This is a genomic window from Streptomyces sp. NPDC051677, assembly GCF_044453465.1.
Lineage (GTDB): Bacteria > Actinomycetota > Actinomycetes > Streptomycetales > Streptomycetaceae > Streptomyces.
The window spans coordinates 205,494-221,274 of sequence record NZ_JBITCT010000013.1 but is presented as its reverse complement, the minus strand read 5'-3'; the positions used below and the strand labels follow the sequence as shown (position 1 = coordinate 221,274).

The window sequence follows — 15,781 nt, the reverse complement described above, 5'->3', positions numbered from 1 at the left end:
CGCCTGGGACTGACGAATGCGGCTGTCATGACAGTCACGTGCCGTGCGAGCGCCCTGTCGGCCACGAGGAAACCCGCAGATCAAGTCATCGCCGTGGAAGCGCACGGGACCCGGATCCTGTGATCGAACCGGAGCATCAGGGCTCCCGGGGTCCTGGCCGATCATCAGCGCCGGCTGAGCAGCGCAGGCCGCCGGTTGCCGATGACCGGTCCGATCAGCGGGCTCTGGCGGGGATGCCGACGACCAGTTGACCGGCGGCGACATCGCGGGTCACCAGAGCCGCGGCGCCGACCATGACGGACGGCCCGATCCGACGGCCCTGCAGCACGGCGGCGTTGCTGCCCACCGTGGACCCGGCGCCGACGGTCACGCTGCCGGCGACATTGGCCCCCGGCAGGATCGTCACGAAATCCTCGAGCACCGTGTCGTGACCGACGCTGGCGTGGTAGTTGACCTGGACATGTGCGCCGAGGACGGTGCCGGCGGAGACGAACGCCTGGCCGAGCACAACACAGCCGCGCCCGATCCTGGCGGTGGGGGAGACAACCGCCCGCGGGTCGATGACCGTCGTCGCTCGCAGTCCGCGATCCTCGAACTGCCGGGCCAGTCTGCGGCGCACCTCCGCGTCGGCGATCGCGATCACGAACTCGTCCTGCTGCCCGCCAGACGCAGCCAACTGCCCGGGCAGCAGCACCGGACAGCCGGTCAGCGTGGTGGCCGCCGGGTGCTCGTCCACGAAGACCACCTCGGGTGCCGCCGCTGTCGCCCGCACCGCGTCCAGCGTCTCTCTGCCGAAACCGCCTGCGCCCACGATGTGCAGCGTCACAGCCCCGCCTCCGTCACCGGCCCCCGGCCCCTCGCCGGTTTCGAGACCGCGGTGAGGAACGCGCCCGCCAGCGTGGTCATGCCGTGATGCCGGTAGACCCAGCGGCGGCCGCGCTCGCCCATTCGCTCCCGTTCGCTCTCGCTCATCGCGGCCAACTCGGCCAGCGCGCCCGCCATGGCCGCCGGCGACTCGGCGGGCACGCACACGCCGCCGCCGGACTCGCGTACCGGGCTGCCGGGAGCGTTGCTCGCGAACAGCACCGGCTTTCCGGACGCCAAGTAGTCGAACAGCTTGTTGCTGCTCAGGCCGTACTTGAAGACCGCGACATCACGCAGGCAGAACAACGTCACATCCAGCTCGGCCAGCACGGCCGGCACGGCCTGCTTCGGCACTGGCGGCCAGAACAGCACGTTGTCCAGGCCATGTCGGTGCGCGAGCTGTTCGCACGCGGCCTTCTCCTGGCCGTCGCCGACCATCACCACAGCGACCCGCGGACGGCCGGCAGCGCGCAGTTCCGCCGCGGCCGCGACGATGGTCGCCACCCCGTTGGCCGGACCGTGCGAGCCGACGTAGCCGGCGGTGAGGCAACCCTCCTCGCGAAAGCGCCTGATCCGGTCGATCAGGTCGGCGGCCTGGTTCGCGGGGTCCGCAGAGTTCGGGTCGGCCGGCTGGTCCGGATCCCTCGGCCGGGGAAAGTCGGCGATCCCGTTCGGCACATAATGGATCTTTTCGGCCGGCACGCCACGGGCCTGCAGGTAGCCGGCGGCACCGGGCAGGAGGCAGATCACGGCGGACGCGCGCTGGCAGCAGAAGGACTCGACCAGCCGGAGCAGCCGGGCAGGCAGCCCGTTCGCGCGCAGCGCGCCCATGTCGATCAGCGTCTGCGGCCACAGGTCACGCACCTCGACGACGAAGCGGGCACGGCGGCGGCAGGCCGCCCACCAGGCGGCGAGCACCGCGGCCAGGTGCACTGATGAGCCGACGATCACATCCGGCCGGTTCAGGCCGCGCTGCGCCGAGAGCACGCGGGCCGCGTAGTGGACCATGTTCAGCACGCGACTGTAGCCGTTGCTGGTGTAGGGCGGTGTGCGGACCCAGACGAAGCGGACGCCGTCGATCGTCCGGGTGGCCACCTTCTCGCCAGGTGTGAGCCGTTCCTCACGTCTGCTGAAGTGGCTGAAACTGCTGGCGAAAACGGTGACTTCGTGCCCCCTGGCCGCCAGCACCCGGCCCAGCTCGTAGTGCCGGGTGCCGGCGGCGCAGTCCGGTGGCGCCGCATAGTGGTTGAAGATCCAGATCCTCATGTCCTTACCTCCACCGAAGCTGCCCTGCCACCCGACGGCGGCTGGGCATGAGCTCGCCCCGGGCCCGTGACGCCAGTTCGTCGATGATCCTTACGGCGGCCTCACCGCCACCGAAGGTGTCGGCGGCTCGTCGGCCGGGCACGGCGCGGTGACGCGCATGTGATCGGGCACAACGGCCGGCACCATCCGGCCGTCGGCGCCTTCATGCCGACGGTGACGGCTCGACGCCGAGAAACCTACTACTCAACGTGCGCGCGTCACTACTTTCCGCTACATGTGCCGCTACATTGTGCCTGGATGCCGAGGCGGCGAGAAGATCCGCCGCCCCCAGCGGCAGCGTTCACGACTCCGGAGGCCATTCCCTGGTGCTGTCGATCACAAAGAGTCTCCGCGTCCGGCTGCCGGGGGTAAGTCCGGCGGCGATCGGGGGAACGCTGGCCACGCGAGTGCTGGCCACGGCGATGAGCTTCGCGGCGGGCGTCATCGCGGCGCGGGAGCTGGGGGTGCAGGGCCGGGCCACGTTCGCGGTCATGATGTCGGTCCCCGGCGTGCTGAGCGTCGTCACGGTCCTGGGCGTGGACAACGCCAACGCCCGCTTCGCCGGAACCTCGCACACGGCGTTCCGGCAGATCGTCCGGTGGAGCGTGGCGTTCTCCCTGGTTGCCGGTTCGGTGCTGCCGGGACTGTGGCTGCTGCTCGGTCATCTCTGGCCGGTCGTGCTGCTCGGCGTGCCGTTCCCGCTTGCGGTGGTCGTGGCCGCCATGTGCCCGGTCGCCTTGCTGACCACGCTGCTCGGCATGGCCGAGATCGGCCGTGGCCGGGTCGCGATGTACAACCTCGTGAGCACCGTCCCCGCAGCCTGCTACCTCGCCGGAGTCTGCGGCCTGCTCGCCGCGGGATCGCTGACCCCTGCCGGCTGCTTCCTGTCGGCGCTGGCCGGGCAGCTGGTCTGCGCCGGGGTTCTGCTGATCGCAGCCATCACCCGCGTCCACGCCGACGGCGAACCTCTGTCCGCCCACACTTTCGGCAAGTTTGCCATCAGGACCTATCTCCCGGATCTCATCCAATACGGCATGCTGCGTCTGGACGTGCCGTTGATCCACATGCTTGCCGGGGCTACGGCCGTCGCCGCGTACGCGGTGGCACTGCCCTTGGCCGAGGGGCTGCTCCTGCTGCCGACGGCGGTCGGGCTGGTGATGTTTCCCGCGGTTACTTCGGGCGCCGTCGAGGCGCGGGCGACGGCCAGGATTGCACGGACGGTGTTCGCTGCCGCCGCTCTGGCCGCCGCCACGGCCGCGGCAGCCGCACCGCTCCTGATCCCAGCGGTCTACGGGCAGCCTTACTCCGGTGCCGTGCCGGTGATCTGGGCGATTCTACCGGGCCTCGTACTGTTCAGTGCGGCCCGCTCGATCCAGCCGTATCTGGCGGCCGTCGGCTTGCTCCGGCCGGTGATCGCGGCCACCGCGCTCGGCGCGATCGTCAACATCGCGCTGCTCCTGGCCTTGACACCCCACTATGCGGCGGTCGGTGCCGGCGTGGCCGACTCGGCCGGATACCTGGTGCTCGCGACGCTCGTCGGCCGGGGCACCCAGCTGGGCGTCCGCGCCCGCCAGGGGCTTACGGCCGAGTCGGCCATCGAGGAGGGACCGGCCGGCCCTTCGCACCCGTCCGCTGGGCGATGGTCGGTCAAGACGGTCGGTGATCGCCTGCGCAGCGCGTGCCCGAGGCCGGTGGGGTCCGGCCTGGCCAGGAGGGAACCCATGGTCGTGGCGGGGCTCCTGACCGCGGCGGGTGCCGCATGTCTCGCCGCGGTGTACCGTCCCGCCGCCGGGCTCGTGGTCATCGCGCTGGCCTGTCTGATGATCCGGGACGCGGGTCTGTATGTGCTCGCAGCCGCGATTCCGCTCTCGCAGTCTGGCGTCGGCGCTTCGCTGATCACCCCAAGCGTGCTGGGGGCTCTGATGCTCATCTGCCTGCTGGGCCGTGTCGCCGGCAGCCGGGGGATCGCGCGGCCGAAGCTGATCGGCGTCCTGACCACCGTCGGCACGGTCGGTTACATGGTGGTCGCCGGCAACGTGCTCGGAGACACCGATGTGCAGGGCGCCAACACATGGCAGTACCTGCTGCTGGTGTGCGCGCCGCTGTTTCTCCTGCCACTGGTCGCCGAACCTGGACGGGCACTCGACCGGGCGCTCCTGTTGTTCTGCTGTGGCAGCGTGATTCTCGCCGTGATCGAGATCGTCCACGTCGACTCCATCTTCGCCACGAGGACGGATCTCGCCCCTGCCGTCACCGCCGCTGTGGCCATGACCCAAGAGGCCGCGGCCAACCACAACGCCGTGGGTGCTCTGTTCGTCATGGCGGCCGCAGTCCTGCTCAGTCGCTATCCGGCCGCCCGAGGGCGCCTCCCTCGGCTGGCAACCGGCACCGGCGTCGTCGTGCTCGCCCTGGGAGTGGCGTACTCGCTGAGCCGCGCGGCCTATCTCGCGGGAATCACGGTCGTCGCGGCCTACGCCCTCCGCAGATCCATGCGCGGCATCGTGGCCCTGGGTCTCGGTGCGGTCTGCCTCTTGCCGCTGCTGCCCGCCGCGATCGCGGCCCGGTTCGGAACGATGCTCGGCGGCGGCACCATGGACGCCGACTCCGCCGTACGGCTCGACCTCTGGAGCAGCGCCCTGCGGATGTTCGAGGACCACCCGGCTTTCGGCGTCGGATACCTGAACTTCGCCAGAGAGCTGTCCGCCTACTACGAAGTCACCGGTGATTACGAGGTCATGCTCCTACAGCTCCCGTCCCTGAGTTTCGCGCACAACACCTACCTGACAGTGCTCTCGCAGACCGGCCTGGTGGGCATGGCCGGCATCGGCTCGCTTGCCGTGTTCGGCGCGCGCCGGGCGTGGCGGGCGATCCGCTCCGGTGATTCCGCGGGCGAGGCGGCACTGCTGGCCATGGTCGGTGCGGGGGTCTGCTCGCTGTTCGGCGAGGTCCTGCTGGTTCCCCCTCTGTTGGCCGGTCTGATGCTGATCACCCTGGCTGCGAAGCCAGATCGGGCCGACGTACCGTCACCGCCCCCGGTGCCGGCACGGGCATCGGCAGAGGTGGCGGTGGCGCGATGAGTACGTCCGAGATCGGGAAGCCCCCGCGGCCCCTGCGCATCCTGCAGATCAGCTCGGCTGCCGTCGGCGGGAGCTGGTTCCACGACCAGGTGCGGGGCCTTGTCGAGCTGGGCAACGAGGTGTGCGCGCTACTGCCCCGAGAGGGCCCACTCGCCGACCGGCTGCGCTCGATCCCCGGTGTCCGGGTGGAAATCATCCCGTTCGGACTGCCCCGTCGGATCAGGCAGCTGCCGGGGCTGACGGCTGGGCTGTGGCGGCTGATGAAGTTCGTCAGGGTGTACAAGCCGGATGTCATCCATTCGCATCTGATCATCGCCAAGCTCGTGGCCCGGGTGGCGTCGGTCGCCCACCGGCCGGCGTTGGTCGTGTCGCAGGTTCCGGGAGTGGTGCATCTACGGATGGCGCCCTTCTGGATCCTGGAGCGCCTTTCGCTGTGGCGGGACGATCTGGTGATCGGATCCTGCCGGGCGATCGCCCGCCGTTACCAGGCCATGGGTGCGAGGTCGGTCGCGGTCAGCTATTACGGCTGCGACGTGCACCGGTTCGATCCGGCAACCCCGCCGGAGCCGTTCCGCCGTGAGTTCGGGCTCGCCGCCGACACGCCGGCCATCGGCATGGTCGCGTACATGTATCCGAGCAAGTCGCGGGCGTTCCGTCAGGTTGGTGTCAAGGGGCATGAGGTCTTCATCGACGCCATTCCGCTGGTTCTGCGACACGTCCCCGACGCCAGGTTCTTCGTCGTCGGCGACGAACTGGTCGGGGACGGGGAGTACCGGCGCGAGTTGGAACGCCGCGCCACCCGGCTCGGTGTCGCCGACCGGGTCCTGTTCACCGGATTCCGGTCCGACATCAGCTCGGTCATGGCCGGGCTGGACGTACTGGTGAACCCGTCGATGGAGGAGTCCGCCTGCTACACCGTGGTGGAGGCGCTGCTCATGCGTAAGGGCGTAGTGGCAACCGAGGTCGGTGGCCTGCCGGACACCGTCCGGCACGGCCGCACTGGCCTGCTGGTTCCGCCTGCCGATCCGACGGCACTGGCACAGGCCGTGACCGCGCTGGTCGCCGATCCCGCAGCGCGTCTGCGCATGGCCGGCCAAGGTCGTGAACTCGCCCTCCGGCAGTTCGACATCGCCCAGACAGTCAGTCAGGTGAACGAGCTGTACCACCAGGCGCTGGCCGCGCGAGGGCGTCGCAGGCGGCTCCGCCGCGAGAATCCGGCGTGAAGGACATGGTGCGGGCCGGGGCTGCGCTGCCGGGCAGGGCCGGGAAGGCGGTGCGCGATCTGCGGCGGCCGAGCTTCCCGGCCGACGCGATGCCGTTGCCGGGTGACATGCCGGCCGACCGGCCGGGCAGGTACCCGCTCGGCCTGCGGCCGATGACCGCCGGGAGCGTGCGCGACCACGAGCGCCTGGTACCAGTGCCCCGGTACGAGGTGCGCCCCGGCTGCGACTCGGCCATGGCCCAGGGCCTGGCGGTGTCCGTGGTGCCGCGCGGGTATGGCACGACCGACGAGCGGTCCTGTCCTGACACGGGCGAGGGCCCGGTGGAAGTGATGCTCCGGTCGCCGGCCGCGGGTGGTTGCTCGGATGACGACCAACTGGGGCGGCCTTTGCTCGATGAGTGCCTGTCGGAACCGGCCAGTCACACTCTCAACGGTGCCGTCTTCGCCCTCTTCGGTCTGTGTGAGCTGAGTCGGCATCAGGGCGTGGCTGTCCACCAGCACGCGGACCGGCTGCGCGACTCGCTGGCCGAGTTCGACCTGGGGTACCGGACCGGATACGACCTGCGGTACCGCGCGCCCGCCAGTCTCGCCTACCACCGCCTGCACACCGCGTTGCTGACCACGGCCGGAAGCGTGCTCGCCGACCCACGACGGCCAGGGGTGGCGATGGCATGGGACCGCTGCACGCGGAACCCGGCCGGACGGCTGCGAGCTGCGGCGGGCAAGGGCTGGTTCGTCCTCAGGGAGCGCCGTGCCGGATCGTGATCACGTCGTGCGACGGCTGGGCCCGTGCGATTCGCCACCCGCGCCGCTGCGTGTCGTCCTGCTCGCGCCGGCCACGTCGGCGCACACCCGGCGCTGGGCGGACGACCTGGCCGTGCGGGGGCATCAGGTGACTGTCTGCAGCTGGCATGAGCCGGACCTGCGTCCCGACGGCTGGCGAGCCGTGTCCGCCCCCACCGGAGCGTTCCTGCCGCTGCGGGCAGTACGGGCGGGGCACTGGCTGCGCCGCGAGGTGCGCCGGGTGCGGCCGGATGTCATCCATGTTCATTCGCTCGGCCTGCACGGGGCGCTCTCCCTCCTGCTGCCGGCCCGCCCGGCGGTGCCGGTCGTGATCACTCCGTGGGGATCCGAACTGCGCGCGGCCGAGCGGCATCCAGGCCGGGCGTCGGTCGCTTGGCTGGCGCTCCGACGGGCCGCCCGTGTGGTGCCGACCTCCCAGGAGGTGGCTGAGCACGTCGCGAGCCGATACCGGGTCCGCCGCTCACGGATCACGGTTCTTTCCTGGGGGGTCCCGGACGTGCTGCTGGATGCAGGCAACGACGCCGATCCCCGGTTGACGCGCGCGAGGTACGGGATTCCGGCCGGAGCCACGGTCGTGCTGTCGGTCCGCAGCACGTCGGAGGTGTACCGGACACGCGAGATCCTCGAGGCATTCACCCGTGTCGCGCGGGTCCGGGCTGACCTGTTCCTCGTGTTGCTGGCGGGGCACCGGCCGGCTCATGCCGCTGCCAGACTCGCGCAGCAGGAATATCTCGAGCCTCTGCGCGCCCAAGCGCAAGATCTGGCCGGCCGGGTCGCCGTCATCGAACAGCCACTCGGTCAGGCTGAGATGTTCAGCCTGATGCGCGCCAGCGATGCGGCGATCTCGGTTCCCCGGGCCGACCAGCGAAGCTCATCGGTGCTTGAAGCCGCGGCTGCCGGGTGCCGACTGCTGCTCTCCGACATCGCGCCCTACCGAGAACTGGTGGCGGACGGTTTGTTGGCGGACCTGCTTCCCGATCCGCTGGTCAGCTCGTTGGCTGATGCTCTCTCAAGTACAGGGCAGGTGGACGCCGGGGATCGCCTGACCAATCATCAGCTGATCAGTCGCGCCGAGCGCGGCTCCCTGAAAGTCGCTGAACTCGAACGGCTGTACAGGGATGTGGCCCGCGCGGGGACGGTCTGACCAGGGCCTCTGTAAGCGGATGGGCAACGATGAGAGCCGTGGGCAGGAGGTGCCGCCGCCCACTGCTGGTTCAACGGGCGGTTCGGCTCGGCGGCTGTGCCGGAACAAGGGCGACCCGGAACATCTTGGGCCAGAACTTGCCCGTGAGAAGGAACTGGTCCGTTCCGGGGACGGCCGCGATGCCGTTCAGGGTGGAGCCGGGGACGAGTTCGTCGGCACGCAGGAGGCCTGAGGCGTCGATGCTCGCCGTCACCGTGCCGGTGAGGGGGTCGATGCGCACCACGCGGTCGGTGGACAGCACGTTGGCGTAGACGGCGTGGTCGGCGCACTCCAGCTCGTTCACTCTCGTCACCGGTCGGCCGTCTTCGGTCACGGTGACCTCGCCGGTCTTTGCGAGGGTGCGCGGATCGCGGAAGGCCAGTCGTGCCGAGCCGTCGCTCGTCACCAGCCGCCGCTTGAGGCGGTCGAAGCAAATGCCCCAGCCTTCGTCGGGGTAGGGGAGGCGGCGTAGCTCCCTCAGTGTCGTCGCGTCTCGTTCGACGGCGATACGGTCCCGCCAGGTCAGCTGCCACAGGGTCCGGCCCACCAGGGTGATCCCCTCACCGAAGAGAGGAGCGGGAAGGCCGGCGCGGGCCATCTGCGGCGTGCCAGGTGCCCCGGACCGCACGGAGGAGTGACCGGACAGCCCGGTGCCTTCGTAGAGCGTGCTGCCCGTCATCTCCAGGCCCTCTGTGAACGATTCCGGGTCGTGCGGGAGGGTTTCGAGGACCTTCACCCGCAGGTGCTCGACCCGGTGGGGGCCGGCCTGCCGCCCGTGCGTGTGGCTTCGGCCGGCCGGATAGGCGGACACCGCTTCGACGTTCCGCTGGGCCGAGAGAGGCTCCGATCGGGTGAGCGGCGCGGTGGTCGCGATCCAGACGGAGCCGGTGACCAGGAGCGCCGTGATGGTCGGCAGGGCGTATCTGGGTGTGCGGCGACGGTCCGCCGCTCGGTTCCCGGAACGACTGGTTCCAGTCGAGCGGACGGCGTCCCGGCCCCGGCCGGGACGCCGTGGTTCCGTCGTATGCACGTCCTGATCCGTCAGGAACTGCGACGACGGCGTACGGCCAGCATCGTGCCACCGCCTGCCACGAGCAGGGCGGTCGCGGTGCCGCCGATCACCAGGGCCTTGTCACTGCCCGTGGCCGCGAGCTTCTTGGCGTTCTGGTCCGTCTGCGGGTAAGCCGTCGGCTCAACGGCTGCGGCGAGTTCGTGGGAGGCGTCGCGTGTGTTGCCAGGTCCGTTGTGCCCACCGTTCCTTGGCTCGCGGTGGTGCCCGATGCTGCCCGGGAGGGGCGGGTGGAGGGGCGGGTGGAGGGGCGGGTGGGGGGTGGGCGCAATCCGACCCTCCACGTAGATGCTGACGCCGACACTCGGGTCGGGGTGGCGCGAGGTGAGCCGGAAGACGTGCCAGCCGGTAATGGTCCTCTCCGGAATGGTCACCGTGCCCGCAACCGATCCGTCGGTCCGGGCCCGGAAGTGGCCGAGCACGACCGGGATTGATTCCAGCAACGCCGTGACGTTCGCCCCGGGGGCGAACACGCCGGAGACGGTGCTGAAACTCAACTGCTCCCCGGCTGTCACCGTGGTGGTACTGACGGACAGGGGCGGGGGTGGCGGCGGGTACGGCTGCGCCGAGGCTGCGGGCGCCCCCATCAGCGGTGCTCCGATGAGAATGGCGGTCGATGCCGCCGAAACCAGTGCGGCCCGCCATCTGCGCGATGCTGTCATCTTCATCAATCTCCTCGACTTGGGTCCGGGCCTGGGCCTGCGGCGGCCGTGAGGCGTGCGTGGGCACCAAGATCTGGATATATGGAATATGCGGAACACGGCGACATTTACTGGCGCGGCCGCGCATGAAGTCACCGGATTGGGGGAGTCCCCGCCCACGCGGTGTGTGTCGCAAAGATCGTTCGAGGGGTCGACACGGGGGGTGGATCCCTCGTTCGAAGCGCCCGAGTCCCTATGGTCGACTGCGTCCATAGGGAACAGAAAGCCTCAAATGGGGTTGTTCCCTCAGTCCTGTGAGGGGTGCAGCTTGGATCTCCAAGGATTCCTGAAGGCTCTTGCCAGACGCTGGCCGACGGTCGTGGTCTGTCTGGTTCTCTCGGTCGGGGCGGCGCTCGCCGTGACAAGCCTGAGCACCCCTGTCTATGAGGCGAGGACTCAGCTCTTCGTCGCCACCCGCACCGGTGATGACACCGTCGACCTCAACCAGGGGCAGACCTTCTCGCAGGCGCGTGTGCAGTCGTATGCCGAGATCGTAAGGACCCGTCAGGTCACCGCTCCCGTGGTGAAACAGCTGCGGCTGCGCAGCACCCCGGAGGAGCTGGCGTCCCGGATCACCGCCGTCGTCCCGCTCAAGACCGTACTCATCGACATCACCGTCCAGGACACCATGCCCCAGCGTGCGGCGCGCATCGCCAACGCCGTGGCAAAAAGGTTCAGCTCGGTTATCGAGCAGTTGGAGACGCCCAAGCACTCGGTCCGCTCGCCGAAGTCCAAGAAGGGGGGCAAGGGCGAGGATGCCGCGCCTGTGTCCCCGGTCTCCCTGGGCGTCACACAGGAGGCCATCGCCCCCACCGGTCCCGCATCGCCCCGCCCGTTGCTGAACCTGGCCGCAGGTGTGCTCGGCGGCCTCCTGCTCGCTGCCGGGCTGGTCGCCCTGCGTGAGACGCTCGACAGCACGTTCAAGACGAGCGAGACGCTGGGCGAATTCATCTCTCTGCCAGGCCTGGGCACCATCCCGTACGACAGGAACGCCCCGAGGCAGCCGCTGGTCAGTTCCGACGGGCACTCCAAGCGCGCCGAGGCCTTCCGCAAGCTGCGTACCAACCTGCAGTTCTCGCAGGTCGACGATCCGCCGCAGATCATCGTGGTGACGAGCTCGGTGCCCGGTGAGGGCAAGACGAACACCGCGATCAACCTCGCCCTCTCGCTCGCCGAGGGCGGCGTCTCCACCTGCCTTGTGGACGGTGACCTGCGCCGTCCGTGCGTGGCACCGACCTTCGGCCTCGTTCAGGACGCCGGCCTCACCACGGTGCTCATCGGACAGGCCCGTCTCGAGGACGTGATGCAGGAGGTCGCCGGCGGACTCTCGGTGCTCGCCAGCGGCGCTGTGCCGCCGAACCCCGCGGAACTGCTCGGCTCGTCGCGCATGGAAGAGGTGCTGCGCGAGCTTGCGGACATGTACCAGGTCGTTGTCGTCGACACTGCGCCGCTGTTGCCGGTCGCAGACACCGTGGGGCTCGCCTCCCTCGCCCAGGGCGCGCTGCTCGTCGTACGGGCCGCGAAGACCAGCCAGGACCAGGTGCGCACGGCCACGGAGGCGCTGGAGCGCGTGGGCGTCCGCGTGCTCGGCACGGTATTCAGCATGGCTCCCGTTCCCAAGGGCGGCCGCTATGGCGGTTACGGCGCCTACGGGCAGTACGGCGAGCTGCCCGCTCCGCGTATGTCGGCCCTGCTGGAAGGGAGGGCCGCCTCCACGATGACGAACCCCACGGACGGGAAATGACGCGGGTCCTGTTCGTCTGCACCGGAAACGTGCACCGCTCGGTGCTCGCCGAACGCCTGCTGGCGGCGAGGCTGCCGCCCGGCGCGGCCCTGCGGCCAGAGAGCGCCGGCACGCAGGCGTGGCACCGCTCCCGTATGGAGGACACCACCCGGGCGGTCGTGGAGGAGCTGGGTGGCGACGGCTGCAGATTCACCTCCCGCCCGCTCACCGCGCAGCTCGTGGTGGGCGCCGGGCTGGTCCTCGGGCTCGCGCGCGAGCACCGAGAGGCGGCAGTGCGCCTCGCGCCGTCGGCGATGCGGCGATGCTTCACCCTGAAGGAGTTCGTGCGGCTCGCGGACGGGGGCGGTGCGGAGGGCGGGGGCGAATTCGACGCCGTGGTGGCGGCCGCGGCCACCCGCCGCGGTGCCGCGGCCCCGGTCCCGCCGGCCGAGGACGACATCCCGGACCCTTGGGGCAGGCCCCGCGAGGAGCTGTACGAGTGCGCCCTGGAGATCGACAGGGCGGTGAGCGGGCTGGTCAGACTGTGGGGGATGCGCCAGACGCAATAGCCGGTGCCTTCGGGATCGGCGGGCAACCGACGTCGGCGTGCGGCAGGCAGCTCCGGGCTCGCGCTCTTCCGCGAGCGGTTCCGGCAGGGCGAGCCGATCGGCAAGGGCGTACCAACGCTGATCCTCCTCCCCCTCGTCGGGCACTGCTCTCAGCACAGCAGTTGACCGCCGGAAGATCTTGTGCGGAAGCCGCGGACCTGCGCGGTTCGCGGGCCTGCCCGCGGGGTTCGGGGCGGGTGGTCCGGCCCTCAACCGGGCCAGCCCCAGGGCCGTACCCTGGAGGCATGAGCACCTCCGCCGCCCCAGAGCCGCGCGCGCCGAAGGCCGCGCTGATCTTCGACGACCCGCTGGACCGGCAGTCCTCGGACGACACCGACCGCGGGTGGGGCGAGCGCCCTGCCTCCGACGGCGACAGCGCCGCCGACCTCAAGCGCTTCCTCGACGAGAAGCCGCCCCACCACATCTGAACCCGGCGGGCTGCCCGGCACAGCACCGTCCGCAGCGTCGCTACCGCTCGCTGTGGCCCGAGCTCCGCTGGGCGACCAGCGCGTCGCGGATCTCCTTGAGGACCTCCAGCTCGGTCACCTCGATGACCTCCTGCGTTCCCTCCTTGGCCTTCCGGCGGGCCTCCACCTTCGCCAGGTACTTCGACATGGGCAGGACCATCAGGAAGTAGACGACCGCCGCGGTGATCACGAACGTGAGCGTCGCGCCGAGGACGGAGCCCCACAGGATCCGCACCCCCGTCGCACTGTCGCCCGTGCCCGTGCAGGGGCCCTTGAGACAGGAGCTGTAGCTGTCCAGGTTCTTGGTGCCGACCGCTCCGATGACCGGGTTGATGATCCCCTTCACCACCGAGTTGACGATGTTCGTGAAGGCCGCGCCGATCACCACCGCCACTGCCAGATCGACTACGTTCCCGCGCATCAGGAAGGTCTTGAAGCCCTGCCAGACGCTTGCCTTCTTTTCGCTCACCTCGGGGACACTCCTCGCATGTACAGGTTGTGGAACAAACAGCTCCGCAACCTACGTCAACGCGACGTGACCGTGTCCCCTTCGGTAGCTCGAACGAGGGACTTGACTTCACCACAGAGTCACCGCCAACCGAGCCGTCGCGCTCGCACCTGCCAGGCGCGCCGCAGTGGACCGAGGCACCGAGAGGACGACCAGCGCACCGCGCTCGGCAGCTCCCATAGAAGTGTCCAGCGGCTCCGGCACCTTCGTCACCAGCGCCCCGTGCGCGACCACGTGGGCGTCGCCGCCCCTGCCACCGCCCGTGCCGCCACCGCCGGTCAACGCCGTCTGCTCGGTGACAGCGATGACGTCGACCCGGTCGCCGGGCCGCAGGAGCCGGACAGTGGCCGCGTCCGCGATCCGCACCGGCGCCGTCACCTTTTCCACGGCGCGCGGACCAAGCGCGGGGGCGCGCACCGAGGTCTGCGCGCGGGCATACGAGCCCTGGCTCGCTTCCCTGCTCCCGCCCGCGCCCCCGCGCGGATGTCCGCGCGCCGGATCGCCGAGCTGTGGGCCGGCCGCCACGAGCGCGGCGGCGGTGACGGCGAGACCGATCGCGAGGGCCCGCCGCCGGCTCCGCACGAGCCGTTGCAACCGGTACCGCCCACCGCGGACCCGCACGGGAGCGAAGGACGGCACCTCGCACGTGGCCGGAGCGTCGGCACCGGGTGGGTACGCCGCAGACGGGCGCGGAAGAGGCGGCAGCGGAGCGAGTGGAGAGGGAGGAGTGGGTGGAGAGGGAGGAGGGAGCGGCGGGAGTGGAGACGTACGGGCGAGGGAGGGTTCGGACATGGGATCACCACCTGCGACGAGGGACGGACTTGCGAAGCCACGATGAGGCTTCGCGCCGCCGCTCGCCGGAGCCGGTGGACTACCGACCGGTTGTGGACAACTCCCTCACCCGAACGAGGAGTTCCGCGCTAGGGCAGCTCGAACCCCGGGTTCAGCCCGCCCAACGCGTTCGTGCACAGGCAGTCCCGCTCCTCGTTCGAGGGCAGTGCGGCCACCGCGTCGAACAGGACGCCTCGCAGCCGGTCCACGTTCGCCGCGAACACCTGCAGGACCTCCTCGTGGGACACGCCCTCACCGCTTTCGGCACCGGCGTCCAGATCGGTGACCAGGGTCAACGACGTGTAGCAGAGCTCGAGTTCACGGGCGAGCGCAGCCTCCGGATGGCCCGTCATGCCCACCACCGACCAGCCCTGCGCCTGATGCCACAGCGATTCGGCGCGGGTGGAGAACCGCGGCCCTTCGATCACGACCAGCGCCCCGCCGTCCACCGGCTCCCACTCCCGCCCGCGCGCCGCCTTCAGCGCTGCCGAGCGTCCGGTGGGGCAGTAGGGGTCGGCCAGGGACACGTGCACCACGTTGGGCACCGTGCCGTCGGGGAGGGGCAGTCCGTCGAAGTATGTTCCGACCCGCGACTTGGTGCGGTCGACCAGCTGATCGGGCACGAGCAGCGTGCCGGGTCCGTACTCGGGGCGCAGACCGCCCACCGCGCACGGACCGAGGACCTGGCACACCCCGAGCGAACGCAGCGCCCACAGGTTGGCCCGGTAGTTGATCCGGTGGGGCGGCAGATGGTGGCCGCGCCCGTGCCGGGGCAGGAAGGCGACCCGCCGGCCGGCGATCTCGCCGAGGAAGAGGGAGTCGCTGGGCGGCCCGTAGGGGGTGTCGACCTGGACCTCGGTCACGTCGTCGAGGAACGCGTAGAAACCGGACCCGCCGATCACACCGATCTCCGCGCTCGCCCCGATGTCTGCGTTCGCCCCGGTCTCCGTGCTCGCCTTGTTCGCCATGTCCCGCACCCTAACTGCCGTCGAAGACGCCGAAGACCCCGCCGTCGGAAGACGACAGGGTCCCGTAAGAAGTGGCCTTACGCGGCGGAGCTGTTGCCGGTCGAGGTGCCGGTGCTCGACGACTTCGAGTCCGAAGAGGTCGAGGACGACGAGGTCGAGCTCGACGACTTCGCTTCGGAACCGGACGTCGACGACTTCGACGCGGACGACGCCGGGGAGCTGCTCGACGAGGAGCCGCGGCTGTCGTTGCGGTAGAAACCGGAGCCCTTGAAGACGATGCCGACCGCGGAGAACACCTTCTTGAGGCGGCCACCGCAGCTGGGGCACTCGGTCAGGGCGTCGTCGGTGAACTTCTGCACCGCCTCGAGGCCCTCGCCGCACTCGGTGCACTGGTACTGGTAGGTCGGCACTTGTCTTCCTCCTGGCACTCTCACTCAGTGAGTGCTAACGA

General features: G+C 70.2%; 15 protein-coding genes. 7 read left to right on the top strand and 8 right to left on the bottom strand.

Annotation, left to right across the window (positions count from 1 at the left end; genetic code table 11):
* Positions 1-214: 214 nt before the first annotated feature.
* The gene (locus ACIBAF_RS18125) at positions 215-826 is read right to left on the bottom strand and encodes an acetyltransferase (protein ID WP_399464217.1); all 612 of its coding nucleotides are present in this window, start codon (positions 824-826) and stop codon (positions 215-217) included.
* A complete protein-coding gene (locus ACIBAF_RS18120; RefSeq protein ID WP_399464216.1) occupies positions 823-2,130 on the bottom strand; it encodes a glycosyltransferase family 4 protein in 1,308 nt (435 codons plus the stop codon). The genes ACIBAF_RS18125 and ACIBAF_RS18120 overlap by 4 nt, the downstream gene beginning before the upstream one ends.
* A 365-nt stretch (positions 2,131-2,495) precedes the next feature.
* On the opposite strand from ACIBAF_RS18120, the gene ACIBAF_RS18115 reads away from it, so the two are divergent.
* From ACIBAF_RS18115 to ACIBAF_RS18100, 4 genes are read left to right on the top strand one after another with little or no spacing between them, the layout of a single operon-like run.
* The gene (locus ACIBAF_RS18115; RefSeq protein ID WP_399464215.1) at positions 2,496-5,246 is read left to right on the top strand and encodes an O-antigen ligase family protein; all 2,751 of its coding nucleotides are present in this window, start codon (positions 2,496-2,498) and stop codon (positions 5,244-5,246) included.
* Complete coding sequence (locus ACIBAF_RS18110) at positions 5,243-6,469, top strand: glycosyltransferase family 4 protein (RefSeq protein WP_399464214.1); 1,227 nt, start codon at positions 5,243-5,245, stop codon at positions 6,467-6,469. The genes ACIBAF_RS18115 and ACIBAF_RS18110 overlap by 4 nt, the downstream gene beginning before the upstream one ends.
* A 5-nt stretch (positions 6,470-6,474) precedes the next feature.
* Positions 6,475-7,233, top strand: coding sequence for a D-glucuronyl C5-epimerase family protein (locus ACIBAF_RS18105; protein ID WP_399464239.1), 759 nt, complete (start codon positions 6,475-6,477; stop codon positions 7,231-7,233).
* A complete protein-coding gene (locus tag ACIBAF_RS18100; protein WP_399464213.1) occupies positions 7,220-8,416 on the top strand; it encodes a glycosyltransferase family 4 protein in 1,197 nt (398 codons plus the stop codon). Before ACIBAF_RS18105 ends, ACIBAF_RS18100 begins: the two co-directional genes overlap by 14 nt.
* A gap of 70 nt (positions 8,417-8,486) precedes the next feature.
* On the opposite strand, the gene ACIBAF_RS18095 is transcribed toward ACIBAF_RS18100, so the two are convergent.
* Both ACIBAF_RS18095 and ACIBAF_RS18090 read right to left on the bottom strand, forming a co-directional pair.
* On the bottom strand, positions 8,487-9,266 hold the full coding sequence (locus ACIBAF_RS18095) for a glutaminyl-peptide cyclotransferase (protein ID WP_399464212.1): 780 nt from the start codon (positions 9,264-9,266) through the stop codon (positions 8,487-8,489).
* Positions 9,267-9,496: 230 nt separating this feature from the next.
* The gene (locus ACIBAF_RS18090) at positions 9,497-10,111 is read right to left on the bottom strand and encodes a hypothetical protein (protein WP_399464211.1); all 615 of its coding nucleotides are present in this window, start codon (positions 10,109-10,111) and stop codon (positions 9,497-9,499) included.
* A 382-nt stretch (positions 10,112-10,493) separates the two neighbouring features.
* Here ACIBAF_RS18090 and ACIBAF_RS18085 point away from each other — a divergent pair, with 382 nt between their 5' ends.
* The 3 genes from ACIBAF_RS18085 to ACIBAF_RS18075 all read left to right on the top strand — a co-directional run bounded on the left by ACIBAF_RS18085 (position 10,494) and on the right by ACIBAF_RS18075 (position 12,984).
* A complete protein-coding gene (locus ACIBAF_RS18085; RefSeq protein ID WP_399464210.1) occupies positions 10,494-11,969 on the top strand; it encodes a polysaccharide biosynthesis tyrosine autokinase in 1,476 nt (491 codons plus the stop codon).
* Complete coding sequence (locus ACIBAF_RS18080; RefSeq protein WP_399464209.1) at positions 11,966-12,517, top strand: low molecular weight phosphatase family protein; 552 nt, start codon at positions 11,966-11,968, stop codon at positions 12,515-12,517. Before ACIBAF_RS18085 ends, ACIBAF_RS18080 begins: the two co-directional genes overlap by 4 nt.
* A 284-nt stretch (positions 12,518-12,801) precedes the next feature.
* Positions 12,802-12,984: a hypothetical protein gene (locus ACIBAF_RS18075; protein WP_399464208.1), complete on the top strand. Its 183-nt coding sequence runs from the start codon at positions 12,802-12,804 to the stop codon at positions 12,982-12,984.
* Between the two features lie 40 nt (positions 12,985-13,024).
* Here the strand turns inward: ACIBAF_RS18075 and mscL are convergent, their stop codons facing one another.
* The 4 genes from mscL to ACIBAF_RS18055 form a co-directional block, all read right to left on the bottom strand.
* Positions 13,025-13,492: a large conductance mechanosensitive channel protein MscL gene (gene mscL, locus ACIBAF_RS18070; protein ID WP_399464207.1), complete on the bottom strand. Its 468-nt coding sequence runs from the start codon at positions 13,490-13,492 to the stop codon at positions 13,025-13,027.
* A 108-nt stretch (positions 13,493-13,600) separates the two neighbouring features.
* Positions 13,601-14,323 (bottom strand): hypothetical protein, encoded by a 723-nt coding sequence (locus tag ACIBAF_RS18065; RefSeq protein WP_399464205.1) that lies wholly within the window; start codon positions 14,321-14,323, stop codon positions 13,601-13,603.
* A gap of 128 nt (positions 14,324-14,451) precedes the next feature.
* Complete coding sequence (locus ACIBAF_RS18060) at positions 14,452-15,330, bottom strand: S-methyl-5'-thioadenosine phosphorylase (protein WP_399464204.1); 879 nt, start codon at positions 15,328-15,330, stop codon at positions 14,452-14,454.
* A 77-nt stretch (positions 15,331-15,407) separates the two neighbouring features.
* Complete coding sequence (locus ACIBAF_RS18055) at positions 15,408-15,740, bottom strand: FmdB family zinc ribbon protein (protein ID WP_399464203.1); 333 nt, start codon at positions 15,738-15,740, stop codon at positions 15,408-15,410.
* Positions 15,741-15,781 lie beyond the last annotated feature (41 nt).